Genomic DNA, 20,735 nt, shown 5'->3' on the forward strand with positions numbered 1-20,735 from the left:
TCGATTATTTGGTTGAAGCTGTTTTTTTGGAGAAGTCGAGGGAAATCGCGGATTTCTCCACTTTCACCTTGAGTCCACGGTCCAGTTCGATGTAGACTACATCGCCTTCTACACTGCTTACTTTGCCGTGTATTCCACCGATGGTGACGACTTCATCTCCTTTTTTAATTTCTTCGATAAACTTCTTGGTTTCTTTTTGTTTTTTCTGCTGTGGTCTGATCATAAAGAAATACATAATCAGAATAATCGAGCCAAAGAGAAAAACCTGTCCAAGAATGCCTGCTCCTCCTGCAGGAGCCTGAGCTAAGATGTAATTCAGCATGTGATTATCTCTTCAAAGGGCCAGCCGGAGCGGAAGCACCAGCCAATTTTGGAGTAACAGAGCCCTTCATTCTCAATCGGGTCACTGTTGGGTTGGTATTGGCTTGGATAGTCACGGTAGGAGCCTGCGATCCGGATTTTGCAGTAGAGTTGAATACTACTTTCACAAAACCTGTCTCTCCAGGATTTACCGGAGTCTTGGTCCAGTCAGGGCTAGTACATCCACAGGAAGCAGTGATGTTGGAAATGACCAATGGAGCCTGACCGTTGTTGGTGAAGTTGAAGATATGCTCTACTACTTGTCCTTCATTGATCGTTCCAAAGTCGTATTCCATTTCTTTAAATTCGAATGCCCCCAAAGAGCTTGGATCAGCAGTGGTGGCAGTCTGCACGTTTACGGGAGTTACTGCAGTGTTGGAATTTTCAAGTTGGGCGATTTTTTCTTCTAATGCTTTGATTTTGTCAGCTTGATCGTCCTTCTGGTTGCAAGCGCCGAGTAATGCTACTACAGCTATTGCGCTAAGAAATTTAATTTTCATAGGGTTATAATTGTTTGATTTTATCTGATTTTCAATTGAAAGTCTTCCAGCAAAACCCAGTCAATTACAGATTGGTTTCCAGAACCTTACCTGCCAATCAGTTTTTTCCTTGGTTGATTTGTTCAATTAGCTTATTGACATCGCTGAGAAGGTTCTCAGCTTTGTTTTTGGCTTCACTGATTACTCTCTTGCCTTCAGTCTTTGCCTCATTCAGGTGAAGTTCTTTTCCTTCAACCAGCTCTTTGATCAGCTCTTCCAGCTCTTTTTGGTATTTGGAGAGTTTGAAGGTAAGCTTATCTCTGGTATTAGCTCCGGTATCCGGTGCAAATAGGATTCCCAAAGCGGTTCCTACTCCGGCACCGACTAGAAAAGCGAGTAATGTATTGCTGCTCTTGCTCATAGTTTTCTTATTTATTGTCTAAAAGTCCTCGACCACTCTTACGTATTTGGCCGCTTTCGGTTAATTCTTTCGATAAAACATCCAGTAATCCATTGACAAACTGCTTACTTTTTGGTGTACTATATGTTTTCGAGATGTCAATGTATTCATTGATACTGACCTTTACCGGGATACTTGGGAAGTTTTTCATCTCGGCAAGTGCCATGGAGATGATCACTTTGTCGGTAAAGGCCAATCGTTCGATATCCCAGTTTTTGGTTTTTTGTGCGATCAGCGCTTTGCTTTTCGCATCGTTTTCGATGGTGAAGTTAAAGATATTTTGAAAAAATTCCCTGTCTTCGTCCCAGTTCATGGCGATTTCGGGAAGTTGGTTGTCCTCAGAATCAGAGATATTGGACGCATTTTTCAAAACCTTGGAAGCCAAACTTCTCACCACAGATTTGTTTTCAGTCCAATTCAGATCCTTTTCTGAAAAGAAGTTGAGCATTACTTCATTTTTGAAAATGATCTTTTTGAGCAGATCATCTGCCAGCTCGTAATCTTGCTCCACAGTAGGCTCGGCAATTTGTAAATAAGCCTGATAAATCTCGCTTGGCTTGATGTAATCCCTAAACCACTCTTTTATCTCCAGTTCGATGTCGTCGAGATTGACTTGGTGTCTGATGAGGGCATTTTGGTAGTCCTGTGACTCCCGGATTTTTGCCAAGACTTGATTTTTTGCCAGGTTCAGTTCATTTCCAAAGCCAACCGGGCTGTCTCCTGCCAGTTTTTTCTTTTTAGCAAAGTCCTTCTCCACATGCTGTGCAAATGCCTGTAAAAGCTCAATTGCTAGGAGGTAAAGTTGGGGGATTCGCTCAGCAGAAGCCACCATGTTTTTCAGGAGAAACTGCTGATCCTTTTCATTGGCTTTTTGGAATTGCTTGAGTGCTTCCAAGACCACTTTCTTGATCTTCGGACTGGCATCTGTTGCTCCCAAAAGTTGTGGGTTTTCCAGGTTTTGATCAAAAAGGCGGAGGGCTTGCTCTGCTTCCTTGTTCAATTGGGCTTTGTCCTGCACCTCCATGCTGTTGAGATCCGGAAGAAAGGACTCTTTGATGAAGTCCTTGGCTAGGTTAAGGTTGGATCCTTTGCATTGTTCGTAGGCGTAGAGATTTTGAAAAGCCTTGACCCTTAGGATTCTTCTGTTGAGCATAGTTGTGTTAAAGAGCTGTAAATATAGGGAATTTGGGAGTGCCAAACCCATTGTAATTAGGACAAAAAACCCACCGACTCTTTGCAATCGGTGGGTTTTCAAAGGAGTAAGCCGAGAATCAGAAGGATAATTTTACTCTTCCGATTGCTTCAATTCTTTCTTTGGCTGCCTTAATTGCTGCTTCTTGAGCAGGGATATTTTCTTTCTCGGATTTATTCAAAATAGAAAGACAGGTATCGTAGATTTTCTCAGTCTGCTTGTAGACGAGTTCTTCATGGTAATCGCCGTAGTATTCAGCACCTACATTGATCACTCCACCTGCATTGATCAGAAAATCAGGAGCATAGATAATTCCTTTCTGCATAAGGATTTTTCCGTGCTTGTCTTCTTCAGCCAGCTGATTGTTTGCTCCACCGGCTATGACAGCGCATTTCAGTCGGTCAATCGTCTGGTCGTTGATGGTAGCACCCAAAGCACATGGGGCATAGATGTCCATTTCCAAATCGTAGATTACACCTGGGTCTACTACGGTAGCTCCGCTGCTTTTGGCCACTTCCTGAAGTTTGTCTTCGAAAATGTCAGTAATGAAAATTTCGGCTCCTTCTTTTACCAAATGGTCAATCAAGTACTTTCCAACCTGTCCAACGCCCTGAACTGCGATTTTTTTACCGGATAGGGAGTCATTTCCAAAAGCTTTCTTTGCTGCAGCTTTCATTCCTACGTACACACCATAGGCAGTAACCGGAGAAGGATCTCCCGCACCACCTTTGATCTGGGGAAGTCCGGTGACATGATTGGTCTCCATGGCAATGTACTCCATGTCTGAGGTCTTCATGTTTACGTCCTCAGCAGTTACATATCTTCCTCCGAGGCTTTCAACAAATCTTCCAAACCTTCTCAGGAAAGCTTCATTTTTAAGTTTGGGATCACCGATAATGACCGCCTTGCCGCCCCCGAGATTCAAACCTGCCAGGGAGTTTTTGAAAGTCATGCCTCTGGAAAGTCTCAATACATCTGTGATTGCTTCCTCTTCAGTAGCATAAGGCCACATTCTAGTCCCGCCAAGTGCCGGCCCCAAAATAGTATTGTGAATTCCGATGAGTGCTTTCAGCCCTGTAGCCTGATCATGGCATACTACCAACTGCTCATGGTCCATTGTGGTGATCTGTCCGAATATGGATCCTTCCTTCACCGTTTCGGTTGTTTTAATCTCTAACATGCGAACTTAGCTTTTTAGAATGTGTTATATTTGGGTTGTGTCCTTTGCTATCAGGCCGATACAAAATTAAATACTTTTATCAGCCTTCAAAGCAAACTCATCCGCAGTTTAATTAAGTTTATTTCCGTTTTAAAAGTTTTTATTTGGTGAAGCCGCTTTGGAGATTAAATAAGTATTTGTACAAATACAAGGGGTTATTGCTTTTGGGAATAGTATTTACTGTCATTTCCAATGTCTTTGTAATAATCCCTGCCCAGTTGGTGAGAATTGCCATAGATTATGTGGTGGAGAGCTTTGCCCTTTATCGTCCTTTGATGAACGGTGGATTGGGAGAAGCGGCAAGGGATAATTTTCTGGAGTACGTATTTGTTTTTGGTCTCCTGATTTTGGCAATGGCCTTATTGAGAGGCTTTTTCTTGTTTTTGATTCGGCAGACTATCATCATCATGTCCCGAAGGATCGAGTATGACATGAAAAATGAGCTTTTTGACCACTACCAAAATCTTCCTCTCAGCTTTTACAGAAAAAACAGCACAGGAGATCTGATGGCCCGAATATCCGAAGATGTAAGCCGGGTCAGAATGTACCTTGGACCGGCAATTATGTATGGGATTAATCTCTTGGTGCTATTTCCATTGGTTATCTTCTACATGGTCTCTGTCAACGCAGAGTTGACTTTGTATTCCCTTTTGCCACTCCCCGTGCTTTCATTGAGCATTTACTTTGTGAATAACCTGATCAATGAACGGTCGGAGCGAATCCAGCGAAGCTTATCTGGGCTGAGTACTTATGTACAGGAAGCTTTTTCGGGAATCCGGGTGCTAAAAGCTTTTGTCAGAGAAGAGGATTCCTCTCAGGCTTTTGCAGAAGCAAGTGAAGAATACAAGGAGAAATCCATAGCCCTGACCAAAGTGAATGCGCTGTTTTTTCCCCTGATAATGGCCTTGGTGGGGATTTCTACCATCATTACGGTGTATGTAGGAGGACTACAGGTGATTGAAGGACAGATTGGCTATGGGGTTATTGCTGAGTTTATTTTGTATGTCAATATTCTGACTTGGCCGGTGACTTCCTTAGGATGGGTGACCAGTATTGTTCAGCGTGCTGCAGCTTCCCAAACAAGGATCAATGAGTTTTTGGACGCCAAAAATGACATGATCAGCACAGAGAAGATCAAGGCAGATATTGAGGGTAACATTGAAGTGAAAGATTTGACATTCATTTATCCTGACTCAGGAATCAAAGCTCTGGACTCGATTTCTTTTAAAATCAAGGCTGGGCAGACTTTGGGAATCATCGGAACTACAGGTTCTGGCAAGTCTACCATTGCCAACCTATTGATGCGAATGTATGACCCTACCTCAGGTGTAATAAAGATAGACGGACGAGAACTGCCTCGCTATGAAGTCGCCGGAATCAGAAGACAAATTGGTTTTGTGCCACAGGATGTGTTTCTTTTTTCTGACACCATTGCCAATAATATTGCCTTTGGATTGGACCATGCGGACAGCGAACTGATTGAGCAGGCCGCGAAGGATGCTGATGTCTATCAGAATATCATTGATTTTCCGAAAGGATTTGAGACCCTCCTCGGAGAAAGAGGAATCACCCTCTCCGGAGGTCAAAAACAACGGGTTTCCATTGCGCGGGCAATAGCCAAAGAACCAAAAATTCTCATTTTGGATGATTGTCTGTCTGCTGTGGATACCAAAACGGAAAATGCCATCCTTTCTGCACTCAAGTCCATAATGAAAGACCGGACTTCGGTAATCATTTCCCATCGGGTCTCTTCAGCGAAGCTTGCAGACCATATCATCGTACTCAATGACGGTCAGATTATCGAGCGTGGAGATCACGAATCTCTGATGGACCAAAAAGGAGTTTATGCTGAGCTTTATGAAAAGCAGACTCAGGCCGGTGAGCCGGTGGATTCCTGAGAATAGCTGCTGAAGTTCAGCTTTTTCTGTAACTTCATGATTCAGCACTAAAATTTTTGAATCATGGAAAAGAAGAAAACCGCAACAGAAGAAATCGAAGAAGTCCTTCAGGAAATTGGCCAAAAAATAGAAGAACTGATTGAAAAAGGGAAAGAGGCAGGCTCGGATGTCAAGGAGGATATAGAGAAAAAGATCCAAGATCTAAAGGAAAATAAAACCTCTTTGGAGGAAGAATTGAAAAAAGCCAAGGATCTTCTCAAAAAGGAATACGAGGAAAAGAAAGAAGAAATTGAGCCCAGGTTGAAAGAGTCTAAAGGCTTTGTTCTTGAAGGCTTAAGACAGTTGGGGTTGGCATTCAAGTCCCTCTTCGGAAAAAGTAAATCCTGAGGTCATAAGAATTCCCTGAAGTATCAAAAAAAACACCCTCATGAACCTAGATTCATGAGGGTGTTTTTTCTGGCAGATATTTACTTGCCCTGAAGGGCATTGCATCGGTCATAGCTTGGGTCAATATCAATAAAGACATCTTCCTTGGCTGTCAAAAACCACTTTTCCAAAAGCTCATCCTCTTTTCTTCTCAAAGTAGCTGCTTTCAGTTTTTCGTAGTCATCCTCCAAATTCGCCCGGTGAGCCGGATATCTGGCTTTGTAAAATAGAATCCTAACTTTTGTCCCTTCTCTCGGGTCCTCAAATCTCATGGGCTTGGTCATGTCTCCAACCTGCATCGTATCGATGGTGAAATAGAGCACAGGATCCTCGAGAGTTCTCAGTGAAAGTCGGTTGGAATTAGTTGTCGGGTCTACAAAGAATCCTCCATTGTCTGAGGTAGTTCTATCGTCAGAGTATTCTTTGGCGGCCTTTGCAAAATCGATTTTGCCGTTTTCTATCTCAGTTTTCAAGCTATCCAAGTACCGTTCTGCCTTGAGAATATCCTGTTCGGTGGGGGCAGGGATAAGAAGGATGTGTCGTGTGTTGTATGAAGTCCCTCTGTTTTCCAGCAGCTGAATCATATGAAACCCGAATTGGGTTTCAACAGGATCACTGATTTCTCCCTGTCTGAGGCTAAGTGCGGTGGATTCATACTGTGGGGCTAGTTCTCCCCTACGAAAGAAACCCAAATCTCCTCCTTGAGCTGCTGAACCGGGGTCTTGGGAATATTTCCTTGCCAAATCGGCAAAATCCGCTTTGCCATCCAGAATGTCCTTTTTGAATTGGAGCAATTGATTGACCATCTGATCTCGAAGTTCGGGGTTGATGGTCGGTTTTCTCACAATTTGGCCCACTGTAGCCTCAGAGGTAAACAGTGGAAGAGAATCTTGAGGAATGCTGTTGAAAAAGGATCTGACCTCTGCAGGAGAGACGGTCACACCTTCGGTGATTTTTCCCCTCATACGAGTCACGATGAGCTGCTCGCGGATCACATCCTCGATTTCTGCTTTGAGCTGATCGGCAGTTTTGCCATATACTTGTACCAAGACGTCTTCGTCTCCTCCAAACTGTTGCATCACGGCACTGAAACGGCTATCTACTTGAAGCATCACCTCTGCATCAGTGACAAATATGGAGTCAATCTCTGCCTTGGCCACCATAAGTTTATTGATGAGCAAGGATTCGAACACGTCACATCTTGACGGAGCTTCTACTCCCTGTTGGGCTTGGGAAAGTGCCTCCAGATAAGACTTCTGAATATCTGACTCCAAAAGGATATTGTTGTCTACTTTGGCTACAATCTTGTCCAGTACTTGTCCGGTTTGGGCGGGCTCCTGAGCTAGGGTCTTTCCGGCTAATCCGACAAAGGCTAGAATTGTAAACAGATGGTTTATAGTTTTCATAGAAATGTTCTTTCCTGTCAAGCTTCCGTTGCTTACGGTTATCGATTGAGAGCTAGATAAGCCTCCTCTTTGACCGCATTGTTTACATTGACAGGATACTTGGTTTTAAGCGATTGGGTGAGTGTGTTTTCCAGATAATCCTGATAATCTCGAATTACCAATCCTCTGGATTCTTCAAATTTTCTTGGGCCTGCGGCAAACTTCTGGCCAATTACAATCAGGTAGGTTTGGCCATCCACTTGAATTTCCTGATAATTTTTGCTCATATCCGCCTTGGAGAGCACCGGATGATCTGTGTATTCAAATACTCCGGACTGAGTTTGAAATGCCAAAGGAGCATTGCTTCGGTAATTGTCCTCAAAGGCCTTGATTAGGGAGGAATTGTACCCTCCGTTGCTCAGTTGATTTCGAGCAGATGTAAGTTGGCCAGAATCGAGTACTTTGACGATAAAGGCCTCCGCACGATCTTTCCATTGATAATTGGAAATATTTTTTCTGTAATACTCCTCCTGGCCTAAGGAATCCATCAGCCCTTTTTGCCAAACCTCCTTATTCATCAAGGAAAAGAGCAATATCCCATCCCGATACTCCTTGGTGAGCATTTGATATTCTTTATTGCTCGAAGAGATATCCTGGACTTCTGTTTCGGAAAGGATGTGAGCCACATATCTGTCGTACCAAAAGTCAAAGGTACCCTCTTTGGGTGTGTTTCTTACCTCGAGATCCTTCATGTATTCCGCCAAATCATTAGCCAAATAGGTTTTTCCTTTCAGAGAAAATAGGGGGGATTGGTTAAGCCCTTTGCTTTCCAGCTGAGCGTTGAATTCGGATTTGGGGACTGAGTTAAGTTCTTGTCCAAGTTTGGAAACCGAGGTTTCCTCTTCTTTGAAGCCATAGCGGGCCTTTTGTACCGCAACTACTTGGGATTGAATCATTCGAGAGCGACTGTCTCTTAGGATCTTTGACCGGATGCTCTCTTCCAATTCCTCGAAGGAAGCCATAGGTTTTTTATCTTCCAGCCTGAGGATATGATAGCCATATTGGGTACGGATAGGAGGGGAAACTTCTCCAATCTCTGAAAGAGAGAAGGCCGCCATTTCAAAATCAGGAATCATGGCACCAACACCAAACCAAGGCAGAATCCCACCTCGCTGATTACTTGCCAAATCCTCCGAGTAGTTAAGAACTATATCTTCCCAAACGGTGGATTCTTTTTGAATCTCAGTGTAGATATCTGCGATTTTTCTTCGGGCATTGGCTTCCTGAAGTGAATCATTGGGCTCAAAACGAACAAGAATATGGGAAACCTGCACTTGTCCGGGGTTAGGTTTGCGGTCCTGAACCTGAATGATGTGGTACCCAAAGTTGGTCAATACCGGGTCAGATACTTGTCCGACTTGGAGGTTGAAGGCAGCATCTTCGAAAGGCTGCACCATCTGCAAGCTGGTAAAATAGCCTAAGTCTCCACGGTTGGTTTGAGCAGAAGGGTCATCGGAATACTGCACCGCCAATTCGTTGATATTGGCTCCGTTTTCAATGTCTCCTTTTACTTTAAGGGCCATTTTCAATACGATGAGACTATCCTCAGTACTGGCATTGGAGGGAAATTGAAACAAAATATGACTCGCTCTGACCATTTCCTGCATTCGGGAGTAGGCTTTTCTCAATTCCCCCTCCTCCAGTGAGTTTCTGATGAGGAATGGAGCGATCAAAGTTTCCTTGAAAGATTCAAATTCCCGTCTGAATTCTTCGGTTTGATCCAGACCTTGTGCCTCCGCCTCCCGGACTTTGAGCTGATAATTGATGAATAAGTCCAGATTTTCTTCAAATTCTTCTCTGCTGATGCCAGGGGAAGAATCTACCGGGCCTGATTTGGAAATCAAGTACACGAGTTCATCTCTTTGGATCGTTTTGCCACCTACGGTTAAGAGTACCGGAGATTCCGCCGGGTCTTGCCCAAAGGAAGGAGAAATAAACTTTCCAGAGAGGGAGATGAAAAGGGAAAAAACAAATGCCGAAATGATCCGGTGCTTCATGAAATGGAATTCCTATTTGACGATGCAATGTTACAAATTTATCAGGAATTCAGGGAGATTGCTTTTGCTTGGAAGGATTTAACCAAAATTAGGAACGAAACCACTTGATAAGCCTGCAGGTGTTTACTCCATCTTTGGATTCAAACTCAATTTCGTCCATGATTTTGCGCACGAGAATGATCCCTAAGCCCCCTTTTCTTTTTTCTACCATGACTTTTTGAATGTCTGGCATTTCGTACTCGAGCAGATTGAAGGCTTCTCCCTGATCTGAGATTTCTACGATCAGTTTTTCTTCAGAATCCTTGATTTCCAAATGGATTTGGTCCTTGGGGTTACATCCATGGGAGTGAATGATGAGATTGGCGCAGACTTCCTCTACAGCCAAAGTAACCTGGTGCCTGTCGATTTCGGATAAGGCATAGTTTTCCAAAGAGCTCTGGATGAAAGCCCGAAGATTTGCCAAAGCGGATGTTTGGCAGGATATGTCTACCTGGTACTTCATTTACTTGGCCAATGCTCCTGTTTTGTCTGGGTAAATCGGAATCAGCTTATCCAAGCCGAGAATGCGGAATACCTCGACCACTTTCGGACTTAGTCCTGCGATCTTCAGGCTGATTTCTTTTTCTTGAAACTCTTCCAGATAAGACATAAACACGCCCAATCCGGCGGATGAGATATATTCCAGGTTACTCCCGTCGATCAAGATCGCACGAGATCCATTTTGGACCAATTCCTGAATGGCTTCATCCAAGATGACTGAGTTACTGGCATCTACCTCTCCATCTAGGCTAAGGATATCGGTCAGGTCTTCTTTGGTTTTTTCCAGTCGGAGCATATCGGATTAGGGGTTATTCTTACTGAGCTGAGGAGAGAGGGTTAAACTTGACTACCATGAGGGAGTAATCGTCATCGATCATTCCGTTGCCTCCCACGAAGTCATGAAGTGTATCGATCAAAATATTCTGTATTTCTTTTGGGTCCTTATCAGGATGCATCTCTACCAAGCTCCTGATTCTTTCAAATCCAAATTGTTGTCCTTTTTGATTTTTGGCTTCCACGATTCCGTCGGTAAACATCACCAAGATGTCTCCCTCGCCGTATTCCATGGTTTTCTCCTGAACGTGATTTTCGTACTGTCGGTTTCTTAATATTCCTAATCCCAGACCATCCTGCATCAAAAACTCGGATTTTTTCTCCCCTGATCTATAAAACAAAGTAGGAACATGACCTGCCCGGGAATGGCAGATTTGCTTGGACTGGGTATTGATCAGGAATATGGAAGCGGTGATGAAATGGTTTTTGCTCAGGCAGCGACTCAGTGCCGAATTGGCTTGAATCATAAACTGGGCTGGAGAAAGATCTAGCTGAATGAGACTCTGGAATATTCCCTTCATCTGCGCCATATGGAAGGCTGCTGAAGTACCTTTTCCGGATACGTCTCCCATTATCAGAACATACTTTTCTTCACTGATCTCAAATGTGTCGTAATAATCTCCTCCTACTTCATCGGCAGCATTGGAATAGGCGCAGATCTCGAAAGTATCCGGGTGGTCCAGTCGAGTAGGCAAAAGGGATTTCTGCACGCGCTGAGCGATTTTGAGTTCCTCCTGATAGCGCTCGTTTCGGATGGCTTGATTGAGCAATCGGTGATTTTCCACCGCGATACTTGCCTGCCTTGAGAAAGTGCTGATGATTCCTATCATTTCCTTATTAAAGCCATCTCGGACTTCTTTTACCAAGAGGATCTGACCTGTTTTTTGGTTATTGACTACCAAGGGTACCACGAGTGCAGATTGGTACTTCAGATGATCCAATCTTAGGCTAAGGGGCTGAAGCAGATTCAGAGGGGTTGATTTTTCCCATTCTTGGATAGGACCCTCCATGATCTGAGCTAGGCTCTCCCGGTCCTTTTTGTCCAGAAATCTAAGTTGGATAGGAGAGTTTTTTTCGCCTTCATGAATATCCAGCCATGCCCCATCCGCGTAGGATGCACTCATGCAGGAATCCATCAGAATATCCAAAACCTGCTCTTCGTTTTCCTCCGGCTTGATAGACTGGCTGAGTCGCTGAAAATTGATGGTTTCGGTCAGCTTCTGCTCAAAAACAGAGGAAGTGGGCAGGTTGAACAAGGTCACCAAAAAGCTGAATAAGCCATACAAGAAGATGAAGCCAAACAAGGCAATCAGGAAGAGATTGTCCGTCAGGTTGACTTGATAGATTTCCGCATTGCTGTAGGCCAAAAACCGAGTGAAGAGAAAGGCGGTACTGACCAATATGAGAAAAAGGAAAAGCAGGGATTTCCATTTTTCTTTGAAATTCAGGTAAGGTATCCATTTGAGATTTCCCGCTAAAACAGCCGAAATAATCAAAAGGATTACCAATCCGAAGATGAAGGAATAATCCAGATTGTTTTTATTGAAAAAAACAAAAAACATGGCTACTAACAACGCAAATTCAAAGGCTTGCCATTGCTTGACTACCTGCTTTGTTTTCTGATAGAGAATGAGCGTTTTCCAGAGTAAAGCGGTGGAAATGAGGAAAATCGTAGTCAGCGCAAAATTGATATGGTAAAAAAAGTTTTTGAGAAAAGGGTCAGCGCCGAGTTTGCTTTCCCCTAAAGAAAAATAGAAGAGCTCGATCACCAGGGCAATTCCACTGGCAAAAATACCTGTGGAGGCTCCTCTCCAGACCATTTCCAGAAAGTTTTTCTGCTTGTTTTTTTCCAGAGAATTGGTGTAAAAAAAGTACACACAGATAAAAAAGAGGATTTCAAGAATCCAGGTGATTTCGCTTGAGATTCCGGACTCCAGGGAATTGATCATTCCGAATATCCGGACCAAATCCACAAAAAGCAGTGCCAGCCACACCAATAGGGATAATAGGAGTGTCAGTCTGCCGATATGGAATTTGGGTAGCTTGATCATGGATAAATGATCACAATAATACTCAATCTGAGCTAAACTGAATCAGTGAAAGTCCAACCGAGTGCCGGGCTGATGTTAAAAATTGTAAACCGGATTTAAAGGACCACCAAGTCATCTACGACTCCCTGTCCTACATGGTCGTCGATGAGTGCAAGGATTTTGGAGCGGTTGAGGAGAAGCTCTTTTTTCAAGGGGCCGGAACTGATGCGGACATAGAGTTTCTTTTCTTTGACAAACAGTCCATTGGTCCGGCTGGAGATGGTTTTTCCTACGATTTCCGGCCAAGAATTGATCAACAGGTTCTCCTGGTATTTGCCTTCTAGCCTGTAGGCTTTGAGCAGCTCTTTGAACGCTGACTCTAGTGGAGCAGCTTCTTTTTTTCTACCGGGGTTGTTGTCGTAGGCCATAGGTTCAGACGAAAAGTTCGGCAGCGATACTGTCTGCCAAGAGCATTCCTGATGGGGTCAAAGATAGGGTATTCCCTTCCTGAATCAGCCATCCTGCCTGTTCAAATTTGCGGATCTCTCTCTTTTTTTCCTCCTTCAGCCAAATTCCAAATTTTTCTGCGAAAACCTCTAAATCCAACCCCCAAACTGTCCTTAGCGAGGTTAAAATCAACTCGTTGGCTCTGTCTCCGGGAGTGTCCTCCTCAATTTCGTAGACCAGGTTTCCAGAGCCTAGAGCAGCGAGGTATTTGGCATTGGACGCCAAGTTTGCACCCCGGGATTTCCCATCAAAAGAATGTGCACTTGGCCCAATCCCTAAGTAGGGAACTCCTCTCCAATAGTTAGTATTGTGCAGGGCCCATTTTCCGGGTTTACCAAAGTTGGATATTTCGTATTGGACATAGCCTGCTCTTTGGGTTTCTTCCTGAAGCCATTCCAATTGTTCCGCCACAAAGTCCTCCTCGGCAGGAATGAATTTTCCTTTTTTCGTCCAATTGCCCAAGGCCGTTTTGGGCTCCACAGTGAGGCTGTAGGCAGAAATATGTCCAGGGTCTTGCTCCAGAGCTAGCTGAAGGTCTCTTCTCCAAAGGCTGTGATCCGAATGAGGAAATCCATAAATCAGATCTATGCTGAACTTTTCAAAACCGGCTTTTCGGGAGATTTCAAGCGCTTTGAGTGCTTGGTCTGCAGAGTGACTTCGGTTGTAAAAATGGAGAATCTCCGGCTGGAAGCTTTGAATTCCCAAACTCAGACGGTCTATCCCAAGGGCTTTCCATTCTTCCAAGCGCGTGGGCATCAAATCATCTGGATTGGCTTCCAGAGTGACTTCCTCCAACTCACAATGAAAATTAGTCTTCACGGAGGACAGGATGGCTTCGAGCTGTATTCGGCTCAATAAAGAAGGTGTCCCACCTCCAAAGTAAACGGTCCTTATTTTTTCTCCGGCCAACTCATGCTTTCTGATCTCAAGCTCAAGGTTGAGGCAATCCACGAGCTCGGACATCCTGGAGAGGTTGGTAGAGAAATGAAAATCACAGTAATGGCAAGCTTGCCTGCAAAATGGAATATGAATATAGATGCCTGCCAATAGGATTTCGGTTATTTTGCAAATATAACCAATCCCCCTGTCCTTGAAGTTTAGGTTTGAATTCCTTTTTCTGCTGCTTCTTTTCTCTCCTCTAAGTCTTCGGGGGCAGGAGGTATTTGGGGTGTTTCTCCAAATAGAAAAGGTGCCAAAGCAGGAGATTTCCTACTTTCCATCCAAAGAGCGAGCCGCAAGCCAAGCAGATTCCAGTTTGCAACAAATGCGGTCAAGGGGATTTCTCCAAGCTAAAATCTTGGAGAAAAACGGACACGATACTCTAGTCTATCAGGTGGAATCGGGCCCCCTATACTCCTGGAGTGGGCTTGAACTCGCCTCAGTACCGGAGGATTTTTTGGAGGCTAAAGGCCAGCCCGGAGAGGAATATACTGCCCCATATATTTGGATAGAAGATTTACTGGATTTCGCAGAGGATAAAGGATTGCCATTTGCGGAGGTAAAAATTGACAGTGTTCAAATCCAAGGAACTCAACTCACCGGAAGAATTGATTTCAATCCTGGCCCGCTGATTACTTGGGATAGCCTTTCTCTGGCTGGAAATGCAAAGACCCAACTAACTTATCTCCAGCTCCTATCCAGATTGGAGGTTGGTCGGCCTTTTTCCCAAAGCAGATTGGAAGAGTCGACCAAGTTGCTTCAGAAATCCCCTTATTTTTCACTGTTAGGGCCTCCTCAGATGAGTTTTCAGCAACAAAAAGCTATCCCTGTTTTTTCCTTGCAGGAGAGAAGGTTGAATGTATTTGATGGAGTGATTGGTTTTTTACCCAATGAAAATGAGCCGGGAAAGCTTCTGGTCACTGGGCAGGTAGATTTGCAGTTGTATCATTTGGGAGGAAAAGGAAGGGATATTTCCCTTCAATGGCAGCGACTCAATGTGCAGTCTCAAGCTTTGGATCTGAAATACAAAGAGTCATTTATTTTCAGGTCGCCACTAGATGCTTCAGTAGAATTTAGTCTACTGAGGCAGGATAGCTCTTTTGTCAATCGTTCCTTTGTTTTGGACTTTGGCTACCGGGTTTCAGACAGCGGGTATTTAAACTTTTTTACTCGGAGACAAGCAGGAGACTTGCTGGACCAGCCCGGGTTTGATCCTCAGCAGTTACCAGCAGCCATAGATTACCGCTGGAATCAGTACGGAATAGGCGGAGAATGGAATCTTCTGGATGATTTGAGATTTCCCAGAAGGGGGTGGAGGCTATCCGGAGAATTTTCTGCAGGAAATAAGCGGGTCTTGGAAAACACAGGTATTCCTGAGGAGCTATACGAAGGGCTGACAGAAAATTCAACTCAGATTCAGGGCAGGATAGAAGCAGAAAAACATGTTTTTTTCAAGCCAGTCTGGGGGATGTGGATTCGGGGTTCTGGGGGTATCCTCGAAAATCCAAATCTATTTCTCAATGAACTATTTCGGATAGGAGGACTCAATAGCATTCGAGGCTTCAATGAGAAATTTTTCTTTGCCCGTCACTATGGATTTGTCAATTTGGAACAGCGGCTGTTTTTTGGACAGAATTCTTACTTGATGGTCTTTGGAGACTTCGGTGTGCTCAATAACCCGTACTTTTCTCCTCAAAAGGACACACCTTTTTCTTTTGGATCAGGAATTAATTTGGACACCGAGGGAGGATTGTTCAGTTTTGTATTTGCATTGGGCAAGTCAAATATCCAACCCTTGTCCTTTGAATACGCTCGTGTGCACTTTGGATATTTAGCAAGATTTTAATCAGGTCTGATGAGACGCCTATTATTTGCGATTTTCGGGTTTTTGTGGAGTACTCTGGGAACTCATGCACAGGTGCTGGAAACCTATGAAGTCACCCAGAATAATTCAGAAGGAGGAAGTCTGCTCAACCCAAAAGTTGCCTACGAATTTGCACTTTCTTCTTCCAGTTTCCCCTATTCCAACTTCGCCATAGAAGCGGCGGCTGAGAGCACCTTATTTCTTGACGGAAGACTTTGGATGACAACGGAGAGAGATACCTTGGTTTTGATTTCTTTGAAACAAATAGAGAAAATTGCCGGAAGCGAAGATTTCAAATTAATCATTTTCACTCCAAAGGCTAAAGGAGATTGGGTTTCAGTCCAAAAAGTCCTGAATCTACCTCAGCACACCGAAGAAGTCGACGGGGATGAAATTTCTTCAGCTCCTATTCCTCGTGCTTCCTATGGAGCTGAGATCAGAGATTTCTTTTTTGTCAGCTTACTGATCATTTTATTTTTGGTAGCTCTGTACAGATTGGCCTACCCGTATTTGCTCTCGGCACTTCTACAGCCCGTTTCTGTGCTGAGTGCTGAGGATTTTTCAGACTCAGGAAGTTTGCAGAAGTTTTTTTCGTTTGATATTCTCTCCTACCTTTTTATAGTCAGTTTGATGGTAGCTCAGCTTTTATTGATGATTGGAGTGGTTTTTCGTCCTCAGCAGCTCATGGCGCAGGTTGGAATGGAGTATTCCTCTTTGATTTTGATTTGGATCGGATTGAGTTTCCTTGTTTTTCTATCCATCGTGATCAAGTTTGTGGGGATTCGGCTGATTTCGTACTTCTTTGATTTGACTAAGGTGGATTTTGCTCACTTTTTTTACCTGCTAAGGTTGATTGTTTTGGGTGTAGCCCTAATCGCTGCAGGGATGGCATTCTTTGTTGTGAATGACTTTGGGAGGATGGGACAGATGTTACCCTATTTCATAAAAGGGATTTTTTGGGTGTATCTGGCTGCGATTTTAGCTTTGTTTCTCATTATGATGAATCGGCTTAGTTTTAAGAAATATCATTTATTTACTTACCTTTGCATCGCCGAACTGGTGCCTTTTCTCATCCTATCCAAGTGGGTTTCGGCCTGGTTGTTTTAACGAATGTTTTTAAATAAATATTGATAAATCTGGTATGAGTAATACTCCAAAAGATCGATTTAAGCCTGTCAAAAGTATTTTAGTTTCTCAGCCCAAGCCCAATGACGTCAATTCTCCCTATTTGCAATTGGCAGAGAAATACAACCTTAAAATTGATTTCCGCCAGTTTATCAAAGTAGAGCCAGTTCCTCCTAAGGAATTCAGGAAGCAAAAGATTGATATTCTGAAGCATACAGCGATCATTTTTACAAGCAGAAATGCGATAGATCATTTCTTTGCGATATGTAAGGACTTTAAAATAGAGATGCCTGCAGAGATGAAATATTTTTGTATTTCTGACCAAACGGCTCATTACCTTCAGAAGTATATCGTCATCCGCAAGCGCAAGCTTTTTGTGGGACAGCGGACAGCACAGGATTTGTTTGATTACTTCAAGAAGCACAAAAACGAAAAATACCTTTTCCCTTGTTCGGATATTCGAAAGGATGATATTCCGGAATACATGGAGAAAAACGGGATCGCATTCACTGAAGCCATCATTTACCATACTTTGCCAGCCGATCTATCGGATTTAGCTGATGTCAAGTATGATATTTTGGCATTTTTCAGTCCATCTGGATTAAAGTCATTGAAGCAGAATTTTCCTGATTTTGTCCAGGGAAAGACAAGAATTGCTGCCTTCGGGCCCACTACTTCTCAGGCTGTACGGGATTTGGGGTTGATTTTGGACATCGAAGCACCGATGCCCAATGCGCCAAGTATGACCGGTGCATTGGAACTTTACATCAAGAAGGCCAATAATTTGTAAATCTTAGAATCATTTTCTGTGGATTTTCAGTTTAAATGTTTACACTCGTTAAAAATTGAATAATTCACACGCAATGTCAACAAATAGCCGTTTGGACAATTTTTTGAAATGCATGAAGTATTTGCTGATTTTGATCTTTTTCAGCCCGATACTTACGCATGCGCAGCAAGATGCCCAGTTTACGCAATACATGTTCAATGGCATGTTTTACAACCCTGCCTTCGCCGGTAAAGATGGGGGCTATCGCTTTTCGGCTTTGCATCGATCCCAATGGGCTGGGTATACTACAAGCAGTGGACAAGGGGGGGCTCCAATTACCCAACTGATCACTGCTCAGGGAAGATTGGATACTAAAAATATTGGGTATGGTCTCACCCTAGTAAACGATCAGATCGGTCCCTCCAATAACTTGGAGGTGAATCTTCAGGGCAGTTATCATAAAAAGCTGAGAAGAGGTGTACTAAGTCTGGGTGGTTCGGTTGGAATGTTTTCCAGCTCATTGGATTATGGGGAATTGATTATTGTCAACCCGGAGCCAAACTTGCCGAGTTCGGGTAGGGAGAATCAAATAGCTCTAGACTTTAGTGTAGGTGTGCTCTATGATCGGGGAGATTATTACATCGGTCTTAGTGGAAAGCACCTCAATCAACCGACTTTCGATTTTGGAGACGACAGCTATGCCAATCAGCTTAAAAATCATTCCTATCTATTATTCGGTTACCGAATCCGTCCTATTGGTCAATTGAGAATTGAGCCAAGTTTTCTTCTAAAAACAGTTTCCTTTAATAATTTTTCCTACGATGTGAGCGTTATGGCAACACATCAAAACAGAATTAATGCCGGTTTGGCCTTCAGAGGGGAAGAGTCTCTGTCTGTCATTCTGGGATACAGCATTCTCAAGGACAACTCTCTTAAACTAGGGTATGCTTTTGACTTGGTGATAAGTGGGGTAGAAGCCAAATCACCTACAAGTCATGAATTTATGCTTCGGTATGTCTTGACGGATGTAACCAGAGAAGTACAGCGTGTGATTCAAAGGACCCCTCGATTTAGATACTAAATGCATCAAAATCAGGGAGCTTTGGCTACGGAAATTATTCGTGTAAAATTGGCAGGTAATTTGCATTATTAGGATTTATTCTTCTAATTTTCGCCATTCAAGCAGGTTTTGCGATTGAAAAAATTTGATGAATTCAAAAACGTCATTTATGTATAAAAAAATGAAACTCCGCTTATTGCCAATAACAATGGGCTTGGCTATAGCGACACTTTTACCCGGCTGTGGCCTTTTTAATAAAAAAGGTTCAGCCAGTGAAAAGGCCAATAGGAGAGGGGAAGTGACTGGTGTTCCCAAGCGGGCCAGCTGGTCTCAAAACCTCCCGATCGACATGGTTCCTGTCAAAGCCGGGACTTTTTGGATGGGACAATCTGATGAGGATATTGCCTACACCCAGTCCTCAATGAATAAACAGATCACGATTTCTGAATTTTTCATGGATAAGTATGAAGTATCCAATAATAAATATCGCCAGTTTTTGGAGGCGGTGAAAAATGGAGAATTAGCCACAGGTACCCCTACTACCTTGAAAGACCCTCCCACATTCAACTATGATGAACTGAGACCTGACACTACTGTTTGGTCTACCAGCTTTTCTTATCATTATGGAGATCCTTTGATGGAGTTTTATTTTGATCACCCTGCCTTTGACAATTATCCTGTAGTGGGAATCTCATGGGATCAGGCTAAACAATACTGTGAGTGGAGAACCTATCATCTCCGAGCAAATGATGAAGCTGATTTTGACGTACCTGCATTCCGCCTTCCTTCTGAAGCAGAATGGGAATATGCAGCTAAAGGTGGAAAAGATGTGGCCAAATATCCTTGGGGTGGCCCATACCTTAAGAATAAAAGAGGTTGCTTAATGGCCAATTTCAAGCCAGGTAGAGGTAACTACATCGATGATGGATTTGCATACACTGCTCCTGTTGATGTATTTGCACCTAATGGATTTGGCTTATATAACATGTCAGGTAACGTCGCTGAATGGGTGATGGATGCCTACAAAACAACTTCAAGAGTGGACACTTGGGATTTGGATCCAGTATATGATGATCCAAACGAACCTAGAAAGATCGTAAGAGGTGGAAGCTGGAAGGATATCGCCCATTATTTGGAGACTTCTACTAGAACGTACGAATATCAAGATGTAGCTCAAGCGCATATCGGATTCCGAACTGCAATGACATTCATGGGTCGATCAGGTTCTATGGACGTCAAAGCAACTAAAAGAGCAAGAAGATAAACCACATAAAACCCCTACAAAAACCTTAACCTTAATTTAAAATTCAAAAATGGCTAGTAAAGGCAATTTCTTTTATTCAAGCGTGATGCCTAAAATTTATGGTATCGGAGCTGCAGTAGTAATTCTAGGTGCGATGTTTAAGATCCTCGATTGGCAAGGTGCCAACTTGATGATCGGTGTAGGCTTGAGCACCGAGGCAGTCATCTTCTTCCTTTCTGCCTTTGAGCCTAGGCAAGAAGATGTAGATTGGAGTAAAATTTACCCTGAACTAGCCGACGGGGGATCTAAGAAAGGTAAAGGAGATGATGTGTCAGCTAAGCTTGATGACATGCTTTCCAAAGCTAAAATCGGTCCTGAGCTTATCGAAAGCCTAGGTAAGGGAATGAGCAACTTGGCAACCTCTGCAGAAAAGATGGGCAACTTAGCCGATGCTGCTGTAGCTACTAACGAGTATGCAACCAACGTAAAGACAGCAGCCAAAACCTTGGTTGACATGAATACCTCTTACAGCAAGACTGCCGCTGCACTTACAGAGATGTCTTCTGCTTCTCAAGATGCCAAAGCGTATCATTCACAGGTACAAGCTGTGACCAAGAATCTTTCTGCCCTCAATGCAGTATATGAAATGGAACTTCAGGATGCAAACAGCCACGTGAAGACATTGAATAAGTTCTATAGCAACATGACTTCTGCCATGCAAGGTCTGACCGAAGCTGGAAAAGAGACTGAAGCCTTCAAAAATGAGTTGGCAAAGTTGAATCAAAATGTAAGTTCACTCAATAAAATCTATGGCGGAATGCTTTCTGCCATGAAAGGTTAATCTCGTCC

The 20,735-nt window shown here is 43.4% G+C and carries 20 protein-coding genes; 8 read left to right on the forward strand and 12 right to left on the reverse strand.

From position 1 onward, the window contains the following. Positions 1-4: 4 nt before the first annotated feature. The 5 genes from yajC to AAA938_RS00340 all read right to left on the reverse strand — a co-directional run bounded on the left by yajC (position 5) and on the right by AAA938_RS00340 (position 3,671). The gene (yajC, locus tag AAA938_RS00320) at positions 5-322 is read right to left on the reverse strand and encodes a preprotein translocase subunit YajC (RefSeq protein ID WP_338221240.1); all 318 of its coding nucleotides are present in this window, start codon (positions 320-322) and stop codon (positions 5-7) included. 4 nt (positions 323-326) lie between these two features. Further along, positions 327-860 carry a DUF1573 domain-containing protein gene (locus AAA938_RS00325; protein ID WP_338226652.1) on the reverse strand — a complete coding sequence of 178 codons (534 nt, stop codon included), beginning with the start codon at positions 858-860 and terminating at the stop codon, positions 327-329. A 97-nt stretch (positions 861-957) separates the two neighbouring features. Next, positions 958-1,260, reverse strand: a complete 303-nt coding sequence (locus tag AAA938_RS00330) for a YtxH domain-containing protein (protein WP_338226653.1) — start codon at positions 1,258-1,260, stop codon at positions 958-960. Between the two features lie 7 nt (positions 1,261-1,267). Continuing rightward, the gene (gene nusB / locus AAA938_RS00335) at positions 1,268-2,452 is read right to left on the reverse strand and encodes a transcription antitermination factor NusB (RefSeq protein WP_338226654.1); all 1,185 of its coding nucleotides are present in this window, start codon (positions 2,450-2,452) and stop codon (positions 1,268-1,270) included. Between the two features lie 118 nt (positions 2,453-2,570). Beyond that, entirely contained in the window at positions 2,571-3,671 is a 1,101-nt protein-coding gene (locus tag AAA938_RS00340) for a Glu/Leu/Phe/Val dehydrogenase dimerization domain-containing protein (RefSeq protein WP_338226655.1), read from the reverse strand. Positions 3,672-3,817: 146 nt separating this feature from the next. Here AAA938_RS00340 and AAA938_RS00345 point away from each other — a divergent pair, with 146 nt between their 5' ends. Beyond that, entirely contained in the window at positions 3,818-5,608 is a 1,791-nt protein-coding gene (locus AAA938_RS00345) for an ABC transporter ATP-binding protein (protein ID WP_338226656.1), read from the forward strand. A 63-nt stretch (positions 5,609-5,671) separates the two neighbouring features. Continuing rightward, positions 5,672-5,995 carry a hypothetical protein gene (locus tag AAA938_RS00350; protein WP_338226657.1) on the forward strand — a complete coding sequence of 108 codons (324 nt, stop codon included), beginning with the start codon at positions 5,672-5,674 and terminating at the stop codon, positions 5,993-5,995. 80 nt (positions 5,996-6,075) lie between these two features. Here AAA938_RS00350 and AAA938_RS00355 read toward each other — a convergent pair whose 3' ends face one another. The 7 genes from AAA938_RS00355 to hemW all read right to left on the reverse strand — a co-directional run bounded on the left by AAA938_RS00355 (position 6,076) and on the right by hemW (position 13,933). Continuing rightward, a complete protein-coding gene (locus AAA938_RS00355) occupies positions 6,076-7,440 on the reverse strand; it encodes a peptidylprolyl isomerase (RefSeq protein WP_338226658.1) in 1,365 nt (454 codons plus the stop codon). A 38-nt stretch (positions 7,441-7,478) separates the two neighbouring features. Further along, positions 7,479-9,476 carry a peptidylprolyl isomerase gene (locus tag AAA938_RS00360; protein ID WP_338226659.1) on the reverse strand — a complete coding sequence of 666 codons (1,998 nt, stop codon included), beginning with the start codon at positions 9,474-9,476 and terminating at the stop codon, positions 7,479-7,481. Positions 9,477-9,564: 88 nt separating this feature from the next. Further along, positions 9,565-9,978, reverse strand: a complete 414-nt coding sequence (locus tag AAA938_RS00365) for an ATP-binding protein (RefSeq protein ID WP_338226660.1) — start codon at positions 9,976-9,978, stop codon at positions 9,565-9,567. After that, positions 9,979-10,311 carry an STAS domain-containing protein gene (locus AAA938_RS00370; protein WP_338226661.1) on the reverse strand — a complete coding sequence of 111 codons (333 nt, stop codon included), beginning with the start codon at positions 10,309-10,311 and terminating at the stop codon, positions 9,979-9,981. A 19-nt stretch (positions 10,312-10,330) separates the two neighbouring features. Further along, positions 10,331-12,400 carry a GAF domain-containing SpoIIE family protein phosphatase gene (locus AAA938_RS00375; protein ID WP_338226662.1) on the reverse strand — a complete coding sequence of 690 codons (2,070 nt, stop codon included), beginning with the start codon at positions 12,398-12,400 and terminating at the stop codon, positions 10,331-10,333. 95 nt (positions 12,401-12,495) lie between these two features. Then, on the reverse strand, positions 12,496-12,807 hold the full coding sequence (locus AAA938_RS00380; RefSeq protein ID WP_338221228.1) for a DciA family protein: 312 nt from the start codon (positions 12,805-12,807) through the stop codon (positions 12,496-12,498). A 4-nt stretch (positions 12,808-12,811) separates the two neighbouring features. Then, positions 12,812-13,933: a radical SAM family heme chaperone HemW gene (gene hemW / locus AAA938_RS00385; RefSeq protein WP_338226663.1), complete on the reverse strand. Its 1,122-nt coding sequence runs from the start codon at positions 13,931-13,933 to the stop codon at positions 12,812-12,814. A gap of 43 nt (positions 13,934-13,976) precedes the next feature. Here hemW and AAA938_RS00390 point away from each other — a divergent pair, with 43 nt between their 5' ends. The 6 genes from AAA938_RS00390 to porL all read left to right on the forward strand — a co-directional run bounded on the left by AAA938_RS00390 (position 13,977) and on the right by porL (position 20,727). Further along, positions 13,977-15,671, forward strand: a complete 1,695-nt coding sequence (locus tag AAA938_RS00390; RefSeq protein ID WP_338226664.1) for a BamA/TamA family outer membrane protein — start codon at positions 13,977-13,979, stop codon at positions 15,669-15,671. A 9-nt stretch (positions 15,672-15,680) separates the two neighbouring features. Then, a complete protein-coding gene (locus AAA938_RS00395; protein WP_338226665.1) occupies positions 15,681-16,796 on the forward strand; it encodes a DUF4271 domain-containing protein in 1,116 nt (371 codons plus the stop codon). Between the two features lie 34 nt (positions 16,797-16,830). Further along, positions 16,831-17,604, forward strand: a complete 774-nt coding sequence (locus AAA938_RS00400; protein WP_338226666.1) for a uroporphyrinogen-III synthase — start codon at positions 16,831-16,833, stop codon at positions 17,602-17,604. Between the two features lie 112 nt (positions 17,605-17,716). Continuing rightward, positions 17,717-18,664 (forward strand): PorP/SprF family type IX secretion system membrane protein, encoded by a 948-nt coding sequence (locus AAA938_RS00405; RefSeq protein ID WP_338226667.1) that lies wholly within the window; start codon positions 17,717-17,719, stop codon positions 18,662-18,664. Positions 18,665-18,812: 148 nt separating this feature from the next. Further along, on the forward strand, positions 18,813-19,907 hold the full coding sequence (gene porK / locus AAA938_RS00410; RefSeq protein WP_338226668.1) for a T9SS ring complex lipoprotein PorK/GldK: 1,095 nt from the start codon (positions 18,813-18,815) through the stop codon (positions 19,905-19,907). Between the two features lie 49 nt (positions 19,908-19,956). After that, complete coding sequence (porL, locus tag AAA938_RS00415; RefSeq protein ID WP_420915718.1) at positions 19,957-20,727, forward strand: type IX secretion system motor protein PorL/GldL; 771 nt, start codon at positions 19,957-19,959, stop codon at positions 20,725-20,727. Positions 20,728-20,735 lie beyond the last annotated feature (8 nt).

The organism is Algoriphagus taiwanensis, assembly GCF_036245645.1.
GTDB classification, from domain to species: domain Bacteria; phylum Bacteroidota; class Bacteroidia; order Cytophagales; family Cyclobacteriaceae; genus Algoriphagus; species Algoriphagus taiwanensis.

Excerpts from the sequence above, each read along its gene's own strand:
- AAA938_RS00395 (WP_338226665.1), top strand. The coding sequence starts at position 15,681 with ATGAGACGCCTATTATTTGCGATTTTCGGGTTTTTGTGGAGTACTCTG.
- AAA938_RS00365 (WP_338226660.1), bottom strand. The coding sequence starts at position 9,978 with ATGAAGTACCAGGTAGACATATCCTGCCAAACATCCGCTTTGGCAAAT.
- AAA938_RS00400 (WP_338226666.1), top strand. The coding sequence starts at position 16,831 with ATGAGTAATACTCCAAAAGATCGATTTAAGCCTGTCAAAAGTATTTTA.
- AAA938_RS00375 (WP_338226662.1), bottom strand. The coding sequence starts at position 12,400 with ATGATCAAGCTACCCAAATTCCATATCGGCAGACTGACACTCCTATTA.
- AAA938_RS00330 (WP_338226653.1), bottom strand. The coding sequence starts at position 1,260 with ATGAGCAAGAGCAGCAATACATTACTCGCTTTTCTAGTCGGTGCCGGA.
- AAA938_RS00325 (WP_338226652.1), bottom strand. The coding sequence starts at position 860 with ATGAAAATTAAATTTCTTAGCGCAATAGCTGTAGTAGCATTACTCGGC.
- AAA938_RS00355 (WP_338226658.1), bottom strand. The coding sequence starts at position 7,440 with ATGAAAACTATAAACCATCTGTTTACAATTCTAGCCTTTGTCGGATTA.
- AAA938_RS00405 (WP_338226667.1), top strand. The coding sequence starts at position 17,717 with ATGAAGTATTTGCTGATTTTGATCTTTTTCAGCCCGATACTTACGCAT.
- AAA938_RS00360 (WP_338226659.1), bottom strand. The coding sequence starts at position 9,476 with ATGAAGCACCGGATCATTTCGGCATTTGTTTTTTCCCTTTTCATCTCC.
- porL (WP_420915718.1), top strand. The coding sequence starts at position 19,957 with ATGGCTAGTAAAGGCAATTTCTTTTATTCAAGCGTGATGCCTAAAATT.
- yajC (WP_338221240.1), bottom strand. The coding sequence starts at position 322 with ATGCTGAATTACATCTTAGCTCAGGCTCCTGCAGGAGGAGCAGGCATT.
- porK (WP_338226668.1), top strand. The coding sequence starts at position 18,813 with ATGTATAAAAAAATGAAACTCCGCTTATTGCCAATAACAATGGGCTTG.
- AAA938_RS00340 (WP_338226655.1), bottom strand. The coding sequence starts at position 3,671 with ATGTTAGAGATTAAAACAACCGAAACGGTGAAGGAAGGATCCATATTC.
- nusB (WP_338226654.1), bottom strand. The coding sequence starts at position 2,452 with ATGCTCAACAGAAGAATCCTAAGGGTCAAGGCTTTTCAAAATCTCTAC.
- AAA938_RS00370 (WP_338226661.1), bottom strand. The coding sequence starts at position 10,311 with ATGCTCCGACTGGAAAAAACCAAAGAAGACCTGACCGATATCCTTAGC.
- AAA938_RS00380 (WP_338221228.1), bottom strand. The coding sequence starts at position 12,807 with ATGGCCTACGACAACAACCCCGGTAGAAAAAAAGAAGCTGCTCCACTA.
- AAA938_RS00350 (WP_338226657.1), top strand. The coding sequence starts at position 5,672 with ATGGAAAAGAAGAAAACCGCAACAGAAGAAATCGAAGAAGTCCTTCAG.